13 protein-coding genes are annotated in these 14,553 nt (G+C 76.4%); 2 read left to right on the top strand and 11 right to left on the bottom strand.

The genetic code is table 11. The annotated features are described in order from the left end of the window. On the top strand, positions 1-501 hold a 501-nt coding region (cysD, locus tag ACFYWL_RS23275; RefSeq protein WP_386976095.1), incomplete at its 5' end, for a sulfate adenylyltransferase subunit CysD. Continuing rightward, positions 501-1,796, top strand: a complete 1,296-nt coding sequence (locus ACFYWL_RS23270; RefSeq protein WP_386976092.1) for a sulfate adenylyltransferase subunit 1 — start codon at positions 501-503, stop codon at positions 1,794-1,796. The genes cysD and ACFYWL_RS23270, both read left to right, overlap by 1 nt. Before the next feature lie 116 nt (positions 1,797-1,912). Here ACFYWL_RS23270 and ACFYWL_RS23265 read toward each other — a convergent pair whose 3' ends face one another. The 11 genes from ACFYWL_RS23265 to ACFYWL_RS23215 all read right to left on the bottom strand — a co-directional run bounded on the left by ACFYWL_RS23265 (position 1,913) and on the right by ACFYWL_RS23215 (position 14,476). Beyond that, a complete protein-coding gene (locus tag ACFYWL_RS23265) occupies positions 1,913-2,968 on the bottom strand; it encodes a hypothetical protein (RefSeq protein WP_386976089.1) in 1,056 nt (351 codons plus the stop codon). Continuing rightward, positions 2,955-3,311: a hypothetical protein gene (locus ACFYWL_RS23260; protein ID WP_386976086.1), complete on the bottom strand. Its 357-nt coding sequence runs from the start codon at positions 3,309-3,311 to the stop codon at positions 2,955-2,957. The genes ACFYWL_RS23265 and ACFYWL_RS23260 overlap by 14 nt, the downstream gene beginning before the upstream one ends. Positions 3,312-3,452: 141 nt before the next feature. Then, a complete protein-coding gene (locus tag ACFYWL_RS23255) occupies positions 3,453-4,571 on the bottom strand; it encodes an NYN domain-containing protein (protein ID WP_386976083.1) in 1,119 nt (372 codons plus the stop codon). Positions 4,572-4,620: 49 nt separating this feature from the next. Continuing rightward, positions 4,621-5,349 carry a VOC family protein gene (locus ACFYWL_RS23250; RefSeq protein WP_386976080.1) on the bottom strand — a complete coding sequence of 243 codons (729 nt, stop codon included), beginning with the start codon at positions 5,347-5,349 and terminating at the stop codon, positions 4,621-4,623. A gap of 56 nt (positions 5,350-5,405) precedes the next feature. Next, the gene (locus ACFYWL_RS23245; RefSeq protein WP_386976104.1) at positions 5,406-7,406 is read right to left on the bottom strand and encodes a putative bifunctional diguanylate cyclase/phosphodiesterase; all 2,001 of its coding nucleotides are present in this window, start codon (positions 7,404-7,406) and stop codon (positions 5,406-5,408) included. 100 nt (positions 7,407-7,506) lie between these two features. Next, the gene (locus tag ACFYWL_RS23240) at positions 7,507-8,466 is read right to left on the bottom strand and encodes an NAD-dependent epimerase/dehydratase family protein (protein ID WP_386976077.1); all 960 of its coding nucleotides are present in this window, start codon (positions 8,464-8,466) and stop codon (positions 7,507-7,509) included. Between the two features lie 32 nt (positions 8,467-8,498). Beyond that, complete coding sequence (locus ACFYWL_RS23235) at positions 8,499-9,659, bottom strand: cytochrome P450 (protein ID WP_386976074.1); 1,161 nt, start codon at positions 9,657-9,659, stop codon at positions 8,499-8,501. Beyond that, positions 9,652-11,142, bottom strand: a complete 1,491-nt coding sequence (locus ACFYWL_RS23230; protein WP_386976071.1) for a class I adenylate-forming enzyme family protein — start codon at positions 11,140-11,142, stop codon at positions 9,652-9,654. The genes ACFYWL_RS23235 and ACFYWL_RS23230 overlap by 8 nt, the downstream gene beginning before the upstream one ends. A gap of 30 nt (positions 11,143-11,172) precedes the next feature. Further along, on the bottom strand, positions 11,173-11,931 hold the full coding sequence (locus ACFYWL_RS23225; RefSeq protein ID WP_386976068.1) for a glycosyltransferase family A protein: 759 nt from the start codon (positions 11,929-11,931) through the stop codon (positions 11,173-11,175). Then, positions 11,928-12,959 carry a 3-oxoacyl-ACP synthase III family protein gene (locus ACFYWL_RS23220; RefSeq protein WP_386976066.1) on the bottom strand — a complete coding sequence of 344 codons (1,032 nt, stop codon included), beginning with the start codon at positions 12,957-12,959 and terminating at the stop codon, positions 11,928-11,930. Before ACFYWL_RS23220 ends, ACFYWL_RS23225 begins: the two co-directional genes overlap by 4 nt. A gap of 200 nt (positions 12,960-13,159) precedes the next feature. Further along, entirely contained in the window at positions 13,160-14,476 is a 1,317-nt protein-coding gene (locus ACFYWL_RS23215; protein ID WP_386976063.1) for an alkaline phosphatase PhoX, read from the bottom strand. Between the last annotated feature and the right edge of the window lie 77 nt (positions 14,477-14,553).

The following is a 14,553-nucleotide window of genomic DNA, read 5'->3' as shown; positions in this document are numbered from 1 at the left end:
CGGGATGAGGAGAAGGCGCGGGCGAAGGAGCGGGTGTTCTCGTTCCGGGACGAGTTCGGGCAGTGGGATCCGAAGAACCAGCGGCCGGAGTTGTGGTCGTTGTACAACGGTCGGCATCATCCGGGTGAGTCGATCCGGGTGTTCCCGTTGTCGAACTGGACCGAGTTGGATGTGTGGCACTACATCGCCCGGGAGCGGATTCCGTTGCCGTCGATCTATTTCGCGCATGAGCGTGAGGTGGTCGAGCGGGACGGGATGTTGTACGCGGTGAACGAGTTCTTCACCCCTCGGGCGGGTGAGACGCGGTTCGTGGAGGTGGTGCGGTACCGGACGGTGGGGGATGCGTCGTGCACGGCGGCGGTGCGGTCGGATGCCGACAGTGTGGCGGCGGTGATCGAGGAGGTGGCCGCGACGCGGGTCACCGAGCGGGGCGCGACCCGGGGTGATGATCGGGTCAGCGAGGCCGCGATGGAGGACCGTAAGCGGGAGGGGTACTTCTGATGAGCATCGACATGGCGCCGGTCGAGGTGGAGGCGCGGCCGATGGACCTGTTGCGGTTCGCCACGGCCGGGAGTGTGGACGACGGTAAGTCGACGTTGATCGGCCGCTTGTTGTATGACACGAAGTCGTTGTTCACCGATCAGTTGGCGGCGGTGGAGGCGGTGTCCGCGGCGCGGGGGGACGAGTACACGAACCTGGCGTTGTTGACCGACGGGTTGCGGGCGGAGCGGGAGCAGGGCATCACGATCGATGTGGCGTACCGGTACTTCGCGACGCCGCGGCGGAAGTTCATCATCGCGGACACGCCGGGTCATATTCAGTACACGCGGAACATGGTGACGGGGGCGTCGACGGCGGATCTGGCGTTGATCCTGGTGGACGCGCGTAAGGGTCTGGTGGAGCAGTCGCGGCGGCATGCGTTCCTGTGTTCGTTGTTGCGGGTGCCGCATCTGGTGTTGTGTGTGAACAAGATGGATCTGGTGGACTGGTCGCAGGAGGTGTTCGAGGCGATCGCGGACGAGTTCACGGCGTTCGCGGCGAAGCTGGACGTGCCGGACCTGACGGTGGTGCCGGTGTCGGCGTTGCGGGGGGACAACATCGTGTCGCGGTCGGAGGACATGCCGTGGTACGAGGGTCCGTCGTTGTTGCATCATCTGGAGCGGGTGCACATCGCCTCGGATCGGAACCTGCAGGATGTGCGGTTCCCGGTGCAGTATGTGATCCGGCCGCAGTCCACGACGGTGACGGACTATCGGGGGTATGCCGGGCAGGTCGCGTCGGGGGTGCTGAAGCCGGGTGACGAGGTGATGGTGTTGCCGTCGGGGTTCACCTCGACGATCGCGGCGGTGGAGACCGCTGACGGGCCGGTGCAGGAGGCGTTCCCTCCGATGTCGGTGACCGTGCGTCTGCAGGACGAGATCGACATCTCCCGGGGGGACATGATCTGCCGGCCGCACAACGCCCCGGCGGTGGCGCAGGACATCGAGGCGATGGTCTGCTGGATGGACGAGACCCGCCCGCTGGCCGTCGGCGGCCGGTACGCGATCAAGCACACCACCCGTTCCGCGCGGGCGATCGTGCGGGGGCTGCACTACCGCCTCGACATCAACTCCCTCCACCGCGACGAAACCGCCACCGAACTCAAACTCAACGAGATCGGCCGGATCCGCATCCGCACCACCGTGCCGCTGCTCGTCGACGACTACCACCGCAACCGCACGACGGGAGGCTTCGTGATCATCGACGAGGCCACCAACCGCACCGTCGGCGCGGGCATGGTCGTGCAGCGGGACTGACATCGCCCACGGGAGATCGGGGGTCCGGCGGTCGCCGGCCCCCGATCTTTCTTGCACGCCGCCGGGATCGGCGGTCGCGCGCCGCCGGCGGCCTCCATCCTCGGGCGCGCCGCCGGTCAGGCCCCGGGCGGGTCGACCCGGGCCGCCCAGCGGCGCAGCAGGTCGATGCCCTCGTCGAGCTGCCCGTGCTCGGTCAGCAGCGTGATCAGCAGCGGCAGGGACCGCCGGTCGCCCTGCTCGACGGCGCGACGCAGCAGGTCGATCGCCTCGTCGGGACGGCCACCGGCGGCCAGCAGGGCGGCCAGCTCGTCGTGCGCCCCGGGATCGCCGAGGTCGGCGGCGACGCGCCAGTAGCGCTCCGCCTCCCCGGCCTCCCCCCGCTCGGCCAGCAGGGCCGCCAACCGGGCGGCGGCGTGCCCGTCGCCGTGGTCGGCGCGCAACCGCAGCTCCTCGGTGTGCCCCCGGTCGGCCAGCAGGTCGACCAGGACGCTGCCCGCGCCCCGCGCCCCGGAGGCCCCCGAGTCGGCGAGGTCGCGCAGGTAGCCGGTCGGGTCGGGCACCGGGGTCAGCCCGGACGCCTCCGACCCGAAGAACCGGCTGCCGCCGAACTCCAGGCGCAGCCGGTCGTCGAGGTCGTCGGCCAGGGCGATCATCCCGCGTACGGCCAGCAGCAGGTGGGTGGGGACGAAGTCCTGCCCGAAGACGGGGATGGAGGCCCACACCGTGCCGCCGGTGCAGTAGACCCGGCCGACGACCAGCCCGTTGGTCAGGTCGGAGAGGCGCTGGTAGAGCGTCTGGGTCGGCTCGACGCCGGTGAGCAGCGGCGAGAAGACGTCCACCAGGGGCGGGTCGTCCTGGACACGTACGAAGATCATGGCGGAACCGGCGCGGATGCCCACGTCGCCGTCGGCGTCGACCCGGAGCTGGTCGGCGGTCACGCCGAGGACGGCGGCCAGGATCCCCTTCACCCGCTCGGTGAGCTTGCCGCCCTCGGCGTGCCCGTCGCCGAACCCGGGCGGCGGCGGGCGGCGCGGGCCGGCGACCGGCCGCGCGGCCAGCGCGGCGGCCAACCGGGTGCGCCCGGGAACCGGCACGGCGGTGGTGGTGGCCGTCGCCGGCCGGGCGGCCAGCGCGGCGACCCACCGCTGCCACCGGGTGTCACGCGCCGTCATCGGGCCCACCGTCCGGTGTGTCGGCGGGCGGGTCGGCCGGCGGCTCCACCCGGACCTGGTCGAACATCTTGGCGATCACCAGTGGCGCGGCCACCCCGAAGGTGAAGCTGGCGAACGCGGTGTCGGCCAGGCCACCCGCGCCGGCCGCGGCGGCCAGGCCGGTGCCGGCCGCCGCCCGCAACAGGACGGCGAAGACGACGATCGGCCTGTCCCGCTGGTCCCGCCACGGCCACTGCCACCGGCCCCCGGACTCGCTGGTCGGGCGCATCATGGCGGAGAGGTTCAGTGCCTCCGCGACGGCGCTGCCGACCATTCCCCACATCGCGGCCATCCATAGAGACACGTCCCAACCCTAGCGATCGAGGGAGCCGGCACCGGCACCGCCCCGCGCGTGGGTGGCGACGCCACTGCCCACGGTAGCCGGGCGGCACAACGGACCGTCCGATCCGGACGGTCCGTTGTGGCGGGGGCCGCCGGAGCGCGGTCAGGAAGCCGCCGGCACGGTCAGCAGGTAGTCGTCGGCGTCGGCGCTCCACCGCAGGTCGACGACCCCGCTGGTGGCGGCGGCCTTGCAGAACTGGAGGAAGCTGCGGTAGCCGAGCTTCTTCTCGCTGAAGTCGGGGCGCGCCCGGCGCAGCTGGTTCTTCAGCCCGGACAGGGCGACGTCGCCCCCGCCGCCGGCGAGGTCGGCGACCACGGACCGGAGCAGCCCGAAGGCCACCTCCCGGTCGCCGTGCTCGGGCAGGGACACCTCGGGGTCGCCCTTCGCCGGCCCCTCGGCCAGCTCGATCACCGTGCGCCCGGCGAGGTGGCGCAGCAGCTCGCCGAAGGTGCGGAAGCCGTAGTCGGACTCGCTGAACGTCGGGTCCTTGCGCAGCAGGGTGCGCTTGAGCGTCGAGGCGGTGACCTCCCCGCTGGAGCTGCCCTGGAGGCCGGCCACGGTCTGCGCCACCAGCACGCTGAGCGTGTCGACGTCGCGGGCCGGCTCCGCGCCCACCGGCGGCGACTCGGGCTCCACCGCCTCTGCCGCCTCCACCTGCCCGGCCCGCTCGACCTGCCCGCCCTGCTCGGGCTCCGGGCTGGGCAGCCGCGCCGGCCGGCCGCGCCGGGCCCGCGCCGGCGGCACGTCGACGCCCTCGAGGCGGTCGTAGTAGAGGAACTCGTCGCACGCCGGCGGCAGCAGCGCCGAGGTCGACTTCTCCACGCCCACGCCGATGACCCGCTTGTTGAGCTCCCGCAGCTTGTGCACCAGCGGCGTGAAATCGCTGTCGCCGGTGCAGATCACGAACGTCGACACGTACGCCCGCTCGAACGCCAGCTCCACGGCGTCGACGGCCATCTTGATGTCGGCGGCGTTCTTGCGCGAGGCGCCCATGCGCTGGGGCATCTCGATCAGCTCGACGTGGGAGCGGGTGAGCATCCGCCGGTCCTCGTCGAAGTAGGACCAGTCGGCGTACGCCCGGCGCACCACCACCCGCCCCCGCTCGGCGAGGGCGTCGGCGAGGGGACGCAGGTCGAAGACCATGCCGCCGAGGTGCTCGCGCGCCCCCAGCGCGAGGTTCTCGTAGTCGAGGAACAGGGCGATGCGGTCTTCGTGATCCACGCAGGCCAGCGTACGCCCGGCACCGGCCACCCGCGCCGTACGCGCCGCGCTACGCCGGGGCGGGGGCCGGGCGGACGACGGTGAACACCGCGCCGGCCGGGTCGGCGAGCGCGGCGACCCGGCCGGTCGGCACGTCGCGGGGCGGCACCAGCAGCCGCCCGCCCAACCCCTGCGCCCGCCCGGCCACGTCGTCGGGGTCGGCGACGGCGAAGTAGACCATCCAGCCGGTGGGCAGCAGGCCCACCAGCGGCGGGGGCAGCGCCAGCCGGCCGGCGACCGGCCGCCCGTCGGCCAGCAGCAGGGCGTACGCGTCGTCGGGCGCGCCCGGCGGCACGCTCGCGGGCAGCCCCAGGGCGTCGGCGTGGAACCGGTCGGCGTCGGCGGGGGCGGTCGTCATGTACTCGTACCAGCTCGGCCGGCCCAGGCCCGGGACGACGACGTCGGTGCCGGCGCGCAGCCGGAAGGACCCGCCGAGCGGGTCGTGCACGTCGTCGCCGTCGACGCGCGCCCCGGCCCGGCCGGCGGCGGCCCGGACGGCCCCGACGTCGCCGACGGCGAGGACCGTCCACCAGCGGGCCGGCGCGGCAGCCGGCTCCAGCCCGGCGGCGGGCGTCCCCCCGGCGTACGCGACGGTCGCCCCGGCCCGCCCGGGGCGCGGGCCAGCCGGCGCGGCGTACGTCCAGCCGAGCAGGCCGGCGTAGAAGGCGCGGGCGGCATCGGGATCGGGGGTGGCGAGCGTGACGCCGCCGGGCAGCGCCGGCGCGGGGGATGCGGTCACCTGGGTCTCCGGGGAGCGGCGGCGGGCGGGTGGTCGGGGGGTCGGGCCGGGGGCGGTCAGCGGTCGGGGTGCCACGCCGGGGCGTCCACGGCGGCGGGACGATCGTCGGGCACCCGGTTGAGCAGGACGTCCAGCGGGACGGGACGGCCCAGGTGGTAGCCCTGGCCGGCGTCGACGCCCAGCCGGCGCAGGGCCGGCACCAGCGCGTCGCGGTCGACCGACTCGGCGACGGTGCGCATGCCCAGCCCGTGCGCGGCACGCACGACCGCGTCGATGAGCACCGGGTCGGCGCCGCCCCGGTCGGCCTGCCGGACGAAGTCCCCGGCGATCTTGACGGTGCTGAACGGCAGGTGCTTGAGGTAGGCGAACGAGCCGAAGCCGGCCCCGAAGTCGTCCAGGCTCAGCCGGCAGCCGGCATCGCGCAGCGTGCCGGCGAGGTTGCGCACGGCCGCGACGTTGGTGATCGCCGCGGTCTCGGTGACCTCCAGGCCCAGCCGGCGGGCCTCGACGCCGGCCGCGCGCAGCCGCCCCACCACCCAGTCGCCGAAGCCGGGCGACTCCAGCGAACGGGCGGAGATGTTCACGTCGAAGCGGGTCCCGGCCGCCGCGGCAGCCGGGTCGGCCAGCGCCGCCGTGGCGGTGGCCACCACCCACCGGTCCAGTTCCCCGATGAGGTCGTCGCGCTCCACGGTGGGCAGGAAGTCGGCCGGCGCCAGCTCGGGCTCCCGGCCGTCGCGCAACCGGATCAGCAGCTCGTGGCTGACCACCTCGCCGGTCAGCAGGTCGATGATGGGCTGGGCGTCGAGGCGCATCCGGCGCTCGTCGAGGGCGTTGCGGACCCGGGCCACCACGTTGACCCGCTGCACGGCGTGCCGGTACTGCTCGGGCAGGTAGAGCCGGGCCCGGTTGCGCCCGGCGTTCTTCGCCTCGTAGAGCGCGAGGTCGGCGTGGGCGAGGGCCACGTCGCGGGTGTCTCCGGGGGCCAGCGACGCGGCTCCGATGCTCAGCGTGACCCGCAGGCCGGCGTCGACCAGCGGCACGGGACTGCGCACCGCGGCGTTGCACAGGCTCTCGGCTACGGCGAGGGCCCCGCCGGCCGTGGCGTCGGGCAGCACGACCGCGAACTCGTCGCCGCCGAGGCGGCCCAGGACGGTGCCCGCCGGCAGGTGCCGGACGAGCAGCCGGGCCAGCACGCGCAGCACGTCGTCGCCCACGGCGTGCCCGTGCACGTCGTTGATGTCCTTGAAGTTGTCGATGTCGATCAGCAGCAGGGCGCCGGAGCGCCCGCCGCCGGAGGCGAGCAGGTCGTCGAGGCGGGCGAGCAGGGCCCGCCGGTTCGGCAGGTCGGTCAGGGGGTCGCGCTCGGCCAGCCGGGTCAGCTCGTCCTGGGCCCGGCGCATGGCAGTGATGTCATGGGCGGTGCCCAGGACGCGTTCCGGGACGCCGGAGGCGTCGGTGAAGACCTCGCCATAGCACTCGAAGACCCGGACCGTCACGCGGTCGGGCAGGTACATGCGGTGGGTGTACGAGAAGGACTCCCCGCTGGCCAGCGCCGACTCCAGCGTCCGCTCGATGAGGCCGATGTCGTCGGGGTGCACGAGCTGCCGGTAGGACGGATAGTCCAGGGTGGTGCCCGGCGGCAGGCCGAACATCTGCAGCAGCACGTCGGACCAGACGACCTCGCCGGTCGCCACGTGCCACTCCCAGGTGCCGACCTTGGCCAACTGCTCGATGCGCGCCAGCCGCCACCGGTGGTTGCGGCCCCGCTCGCGTTCGCGGCGTTCGGCGCTGACGTCGCGCACCTCGTACACCCGCAGGGGCTGCCCGTCGGAGTCGACGCCGTGGCAGCACACCTGCAACCAGCGGGTGGCCTGCTCGGCGGCCGGCCAGGGGACCTCGACGGCCGGGCCGCCCGGTTGCGCCCGCGCCAGCGGCAGCTCGTCCGGCCGGACCCCGAGCCGGCCGGCGGCCACGTTGGACCAGACGCACCGGCCGTCGGAATCGAGCACCAAAAGGGCGGTGCAGGAGACGTCGGCCGCGACCGCCGCAAGAGTCATCACCTGGCGGGCACCCCATCCCTCTCCCGGGCACGGATCGCACGAGGGCGCCCTCGCGCGAGGGGCCCCGACGCATGGTCATCCGGCCGCGACGCGGAGTCTACCCACGCTCCTGGCCGCCGCGCGCCCCGCGCACCGCCCACCCTGGTCCGCCCGGCGCGGCCAGGTAGTCGGCGAGGTCGCGCCGCGGCCGGTAACCCTGGGCGAGGGCCCGGCCGAGGTCGAGCACCATGTCGCGGGCGAGCTGGTCGACGGCGTACCGGGTCAGCAGCGGCGCGCGGCGGGTGAGCCCCGACCAGGCGGTGGCCGCCGACGCGGCGGCGTGGGCGAGGCCGACCGGCAGGTGCGCCAGCCGCGCCGGGCCGCCCGTCGCGGCGAGCACCGCGCGCAGCACCGCGTCGCGCGAGTACGGCCGCGCGTCGGCGATGTTGTACGCCCCGCCCGGCCAGGCGGGGGCGGCCAGGCAGGCGTCGGCCAGGTTCTCCACGGCGGTGAGGCTGAGCCGCACGTCGGGGCCGGGCACCGGCAGCCACCCGCCCCGGCGAGAGCGCAGCAGCCGGGGCAGCAGGTGCGGGTCGCCGGGGCCGTAGACCGCCCGGGGGCGCAGCACGACGGCGCCGGCGGCGAGGGCGAGCCGTTCGCCGGCGGCCTTGGTGCGCCCGTACGCGGAGAGCTGCCCGTCGGTCGGGTGGTCCTCGGTGACCAGGGCCGCCCCGCCGGGCCGGTAGACACTGGCGCTGCTCACCCAGACCAGCGGGCGGCCGGCGGCGGCGTCGAGCACCCGGGCCGCCCCGTCGACGTTGACGGCCCGGTAGGCGCGTTCGGCGGCCCGGCCGGGCGGCGGGTCACCGACCGCCGCCGCGAGGTGGACGACCACGTCGGCCCCGGCGAGGTCGGGGGCCGTGCGGGCGGCGTCCCACGGGACGTGCCGGCCGACGGGGCCCGGGCGGCGGCCGAGGCAGCGCACCCGGGCCCCGGCGGCCACCGCCGCGCGGGCCACGGCGGCGCCGCAGAAGCCGCTCGCCCCGGTGACCGCCACCTCGGCCCCGTGGAGGTCCACGCGCCGGCCCCGGTCGCCGGCCCCGGCGGGGCTCACGCGCCGGCCCGGATCACCAGGCGCGCCCAGCCGGGCAGCGCGGCGCGCCCGTCGGCGCGGGCCCGGGTCACGACCGGCCGGTGCGGGGCGAGCGCGGCGAGGGTGTCGGCGAGCTGCGCGCGGGCCAGCCGGGCCCCCGGGCAGGAGTGCGGGCCGACGCCGAAGACCAGCCGCGCGATCCGGGGCGGGGCCGGGGCGGCCGGGTCGGGCCCGGCGCGGTGTGCCCCGGCGGCGTGCCGGGCGACCAGCAGCAGCCGGTCCCCGGCCCGGACGGGGCAGCCGCCGGCGACGCCCGCCGCGGCGGCGACCCGGGGCAGCAGCGGGCTCGGCGCGGTCACCCGCAGCAGCTCGTCGACCAGCGCCTCCCGGCCGGCCGGGTCGGCGGCGGCGTCCCACAGCCGGTCGTCGGCGCACCAGGCGACCGCCCGGGGCAGGCCGGACACGGTGGTGTTGACGGCGGCGACGGCGAGCATGCCGGCCAGGCCGGCGGTCTCCGGCGGCCCGCCGAGCAGGTCGGCGAGGTCGGCCACGGCGCGGCGGGCCGCATCCGCCCGGCCGGGCGGACGCGGGCCCGGAAGCTGCGCGGCGGCGGCCGTGGCGGCGGCGCGGCGGGCGGCGGCGGCCAGGGCGACGGGGTCGGCGTCGACGCCCAGCAGCGCCGCCGTGGTGACGCCGGCCAGTTCGGCGGCGACCGGCACCAGGTCCACCGCCTCCCCGGCGGCCAGCGGGGCGAGCCGCCGCCGCAGCACCGCCGTCCACACCGGGCGCAGCCGGGCCACCCCGGCGCCGCCCAGCCCGTCGTGCAGGGCCCGGCGCAGCCGCCGGTGCTCGGGGCCCTCCTGGTCGAACAGGAGCCCGTCGACGCCGAGCCGGTGGGCGGTGCCGCCGACGGTGCCGGTGCCGGCCCGGTCCAGGGGCAGCCGGGTCAGCGCGTCGAGGTACGCCTGCGGGTCGTGCACGAGCACGGTGCGGCCCAGCCGCAGCGCCGGCCGACGCCGGGTGGCCACGAGCAGGCCGAACAGCAGCGGGTAGCGCCGCAGGTAGACCCGCCGGTCGCGGCGGCGGCCCCGGCCGGACCGGCCGGACCCGACGGGCCAACCGGGCCCGGCGGGGGCCGCGTCGGCGGGGGCCGCGTCCGCGGCCGGGCGCTCAGCCACGGCCGCCCCGGCGCGGGCTCGGGGCGGGCCGGCCGGCGGCGGCGGCCAGGGCGGCCGTGGCGGCCCGGTCGGGCTTGCGGGACCGTCCGCTCGTCGGCACCGGGGCGATGAGCAGCGCGTCGGGGCGGGCGGCGCCCATCCGCGCGAGGACCGGGTCGAGGGCCCCGCGCAGCCGGCCGGGGTCGACGCCGGGCTCCGGTTCGACGACGGCGACGAGCCGTTCGTCGCCGTCGTCGGCGGGCACGCCGACCAGCACCGCCAGGTTGACCCCGGGCACGTGCAGGGCCGGCTCGTACAGGCCGGGGTAGATGTTCTCCGCGCCGCGCAGGATCATGTCCTTGCTGCGGCCGGCGAGGACGATGCGGTCGCCGTCGAGCCGGGCGACGTCGCCGGTGTCGACCATCTCGTGCGGCGGCTCGCCGAGATAGCGGTGCGCCTGCCCCGGCCCGGTGAGCAGCAGCCGCCCGTCGGGCCCGACCCGGGCGTCCACCCCGGGCAGCGGCGCGCCGACGAGGTCGCCGTCGCCGGTGAAGGCGGCCTTCTCGGTGGCCTCGACGGCGGCGGCCGGGAAGAGCTCGGTGAGGGCGTACACCCCCCACGCCTGCTCGGCGCCGGCCCGCCTGGCCCGGTCGAGCAGGGTGGCGCTGACCGGCGCGGAGCCGCTGTAGAACCGGCCGGACAGCCGGGGCCGCTGCGCCAGCAGGGCGCGTAGCTGCGGCGGGGTGAGGTAGCTGGCCTGCGGGCGCAGCCGGGCCACCTGTCGGGCCAGGACCCGGGGCCGGCGGGCCGGCAGGGCCACCGGCGCGCCGCTGGCCAGGGCCGGGACGAGGACGAAGAACGTGCCGCCGAGCACCGGCGCGCCCGCGCGCGGCCGGACCAGGTCGGCGACGGCGCGCATCCCGGCGTCCAGGCCGGCGCGGCGGTGCACGACCGCCCGGGGCCGGCTGGTCGTGCCCGAGGTGAAGATGATCACCGCGTCATCGTCGGGCCCGCCCCGGTCGGGGGCCGGGCCGGGGCGGGGGCGCAGCGCCGGGGCGCAGCCGGGCAGCCTGCGGCCGGCGGTGAGAACCGGCCCCAGCTCGGCCAGCCGGGGCAGGGCCAGCCGGGCCCGGTCGGCCAGCGGGCGCGCCCAGCCGGCGACGGCCTGCGCCGCCGCGTCGGCGACGACCAGGGCCGGGCGGGCCAGGGCCAGGCGCGCGGTGAGCACGTCCGGGCCGGCGCTGGGGTCGAGCACCGCCACCCGCAGCCCGAGCCGGTGCGCGGCGAGCAGCACCGACAGGGCCAGGGGGCCGGGGCGCACCGCCACCCCGAGGGTGTCCCCGGCGGCGAGGCCGTGGTGGTGCAGCGCGGCGGCGTACCCGTCGGCGAGGTCGGCCAGCTCGCCCCGGGTGGCCCGGGTGCGGGTGCGGCCGGTGGGGCCGGCGGTCAGCACGGCCGCCCGGTCGGGGTGGCGGCGCAGCGCGGCGGCCAGTTCGTCGAGCATCGCGGGACTCGTTTCAGGGCGGGGGTGCGGTCAGCGCGGGTCCGGGGAGAGCCGGCCGCTGCCCCGGTCCAGGTACCAGGCGGCGGTGCGGCGCAGCCCGTACGCCCGCAGCCGCCGGGTGGAGTTCTCCACCACCATGGTGCGCTCGTGGACGATGGCGTCGGTGTGCCGGCGTACCCGGTTGAGGAACTCCCGGTCGGTCGGGGACGGGCGGCGGGGCATGCCCCCGGCGGCGAGGTACGCCTCGGCGGTGATCGCCATGTTGTTGCCCGCGTGCATCCGGTAGGGGGCCCGGTAGCCGGGGCCCCGGTGGGCGGGGCGCAGCCGGCCGAAGGTGGTGGCGACGGCCACCAGGCAGCGGAACCCGGCCCGGCCCAGCGGGCCGTGCTCGTCGCGGCGGGCCTCGATCCGGCCGCACGCCATGGCCGCCCCGCCGGTCAGGGCGCGGCGGGCGGCGGCCACCCAGCCGGGGTGGGGCAGGCAGTCGGCGTCGGTGCGGGCCAGCAGCGTGGCCCCCTGGGCGATCGCGTGCCGGAAGCCGGTGTCGACGGCCGCGCCGACGCCCCGCTGCTCCTCCCGCAGCAGCCGGGTCGGCACCGGCGCGCGCACGGCGAAGCGGCGCACCTCGTCCCGGGTGCCGTCGGTGGAGCCGTTGTCGACCACCAGCAGGGTGAAGTCCCGGTCGGTCTGCGCGGCGAGGGCGGCGAGGGCGCCGCCGATGCGGGCGACCTCGTTGTACGCGGGCACCACCACCCACAGCGCGGTCCCGCCCTCCCCCGGGCCGGTCACGACTTCTCCCAGACCATCGTCATCAGGCTGACGCCGCCGCCGAGGCCGACGAAGAGCACCCGGTCGCCGGGGCGCAGCGTGGCGTCGACGCGGGCGAGCTGCACGCCGAGGGTGGCGCTGGCGAGGTTGCCCAGCTCGCCGACGGTGATCTCCAGCTTGTCCCGGGGGACGCCGGTGACCTCGACGAACCGGTCCAGGTAGGGCAGGGTGACCTGGTGGACCAGGACCCGGGCGTAGTCGGCCCAGTCGAGGCCGGTGCGGCCCCGGACCCGGTGCAGGATGTCGCCGCCGATCTTCTCGAACACGTCGCGCAGGGCCCGGCCGTCCCCGGTGAAGTAGGTGTGCTCGTCGCCGCGGGGGTGGCGGGACCCGCCGCCGGGGATGCCGCCGACGGTCCAGTGCTCCGACCACGTCTCGGTGTCGACGTCGACGATCCCGCCGCGCGCGACGGGCTCGACGATGACGGCGGCGCCGGCGTCGCCGAAGGTGTAGCCGGCGAACGCGCCCCGGGCCTGGTCGAGGTCGGCGACCTGCCAGCGCATGGCCCGGGTGGGGGTCTCCCCCGTCACGACCAGGGCGCGGCGGGCCCGGCCGGCGAGGATCGCCGAGCGGGCTAGGTCGATGCCGTTGAGGAAGCTGTTGCAGGCGTTGGTGACGTCGAGGGCGTGGGCGCGGCTGCCCAGTTCGGCCTGCACGATGTGGGCCGTGGCGGGTTCGGCGACGTCCCGGGTGGCGGAGGCGAACAGCAGCAGGTCCACCTCCTCGGGTTCCCGGCCGGCGGCGGCGAGCGCCTGCCGGGCGGCGCGCACGGCGAGGGTGGAGGCGTACTCGCCGTCGGCGGCCAGCCGGCGGGAGGAGATGCCCGTCATCCGCGCGAGCAGGCCGGGCGGCAGGGTCAGCCCGCTGGCCTCGGCGAGCCGCCGCTGCACCTCGGCGGTGGGCACGGCCTGCCCGGGCAGGCTGGCCCCGACGGCGGTGATGCCCACCCGCCCCCGGGCCGGGCTCAGTGGTGGTGTGGGGTCGAACATGCGTCGAGCTTGCCCAACGCTTCCGCCGGGCGGATGAGTAGGGGTGCTCATGTTCGTCAGGTGGCACCGGCGGCGCGCGCTCACGGGGGGCGGGGTGACGGCGGATCCGCCCGCAGCGACGCCACGGTATGGCGGGAATCACGCGCCGCGGCGGCCCGGCGGGGGTCGCCGGGCCGCCGCGCGGCGCGTCGCCAGGCCCGCTACCTGCGGAAGGGGCCGGTGATCTCGAACGTCGTGCCGGGGGCGTAGCAGTTGACGTACATGGTCCGCCGATCGTCGGCGAAGCAGGCCCCGGCGAACTCGCCGTACGACGGCGCGGACTCCGTGCCGAGGTTCTGCCGGTTGCGGGCGAACAGGTACGGCTCGCCGTCGACGGTCGTGCCCATGAGGTAGCTGTCCCCGTCGCCGTCCTGGCAGAGCATCAGGCCGCCGGCCGGGGTCATGCAGATGTTGTCGGGCGTCTTGTACAGCTCCGCGCCCGGGTCGGTGCCGCGGAACACGACGACCAGGGTCAGCGTGTTGGTGGCCGGCACGTACCGCCACACCTGGCCCTGGTGGTCGGCCTGGGAGCCGTGCTCGCGCACGGCGAAGGAGGAGACGAAGTAGGCCGCGCCGTCGGCGCCCCACCACGCGCCCTCCAGCTTCTGGGCGTGGGTCACGCCGCCCGGGCCGTAGTCCTGCAACCGCACGGGGACGCTCGCGGCGAGGGGGTCCGGCACGTCGAGCCACTCGACGCCGCCGAAGGCGGCCCCGGGCTCTCCGACGGTGGACAGGTCGGCCACCCCGGGCACCCGCATCACCTGGAGCCGCCCGCCGGCGCGCAGGCTGCCGTGGCCGGCGAGCGGCCGGCGGGGCAGGAACCGGTAGAAGCAGCCGAACTTCTCGCCGTAGGCGTCCTCGGTCTCGTACACCACGCCGGTGCGGGGGTCGACGCAGATGGCCTCGTGCGCGAAGCGGCCCATGGCCGTGAGCGGCGTCGGGTCCACGTTGCGGTCGGTGCGCCACGGGTCGACCTCGAAGATGAAGCCGTGGTCCTTCTCGTGGCCGCCCTCGCCCCGGCGGATCTCCGTCTCCTCGCAGGTCAGCCACGTCCCCCAGGGGGTCACCCCGCCCGCGCAGTTGGTCGAGGTGCCGCCCAGGCTGATCCGCTCGGCCACCCCGCGCGGCCCGACGACCAGCGTCGTGGTGCCGCCCACGGCGACGGGGTCGTAGGTCAGCTCGGCGGGCGCGACGACCGGCGCGGCGGCGCCCACCCGGTTCTCGTGGTTGCGGACGAGCCGGACGTCGCGGCCGGGGCCCGAGAAGGCGGCCATCCCGTCGAAACTGCTGGGCGCCACGCCGGCCGGCGCGGTGCCGCGCTCCCGGGAAAGGACCCGGTAACGGAATCCGCGGGGCAGGTCCAACAGCCCGGCCGGGTCGGGCACCAGTGCGCCGTATCCGCCCCCGTGGCCCGCGAGGGCGGGGGCCGCCGTGAAGAGCGCGTCAATTGTGCCCGAGAGCGCAACCCCTGCGCCCATGATTCCTGTTTGCGCGAGGAAACGTCGCCGATCGAGACCCAAGACAGCTCCTTAGTACGAGAGGGCGAGCAATCGTA

The organism is Micromonospora sp. NPDC002575 (assembly GCF_042889525.1).
Lineage (GTDB): Bacteria > Actinomycetota > Actinomycetes > Mycobacteriales > Micromonosporaceae > Micromonospora > Micromonospora carbonacea.
Note: the sequence above shows the minus strand (reverse complement) of the source record. Positions and strands in the feature narration are given on the sequence as shown.

What these genes read in the sequence shown, in the direction of transcription:
- ACFYWL_RS23220 (WP_386976066.1), bottom strand. Translation starts at nt 12,959, where the DNA reads ATGTTCGACCCCACACCACCACTGAGCCCGGCCCGGGGGCGGGTGGGC.
- ACFYWL_RS23265 (WP_386976089.1), bottom strand. Translation starts at nt 2,968, where the DNA reads ATGACGGCGCGTGACACCCGGTGGCAGCGGTGGGTCGCCGCGCTGGCC.
- ACFYWL_RS23245 (WP_386976104.1), bottom strand. Translation starts at nt 7,406, where the DNA reads ATGACTCTTGCGGCGGTCGCGGCCGACGTCTCCTGCACCGCCCTTTTG.
- ACFYWL_RS23230 (WP_386976071.1), bottom strand. Translation starts at nt 11,142, where the DNA reads ATGCTCGACGAACTGGCCGCCGCGCTGCGCCGCCACCCCGACCGGGCG.
- ACFYWL_RS23215 (WP_386976063.1), bottom strand. Translation starts at nt 14,476, where the DNA reads ATGGGCGCAGGGGTTGCGCTCTCGGGCACAATTGACGCGCTCTTCACG.
- ACFYWL_RS23270 (WP_386976092.1), top strand. Translation starts at nt 501, where the DNA reads ATGAGCATCGACATGGCGCCGGTCGAGGTGGAGGCGCGGCCGATGGAC.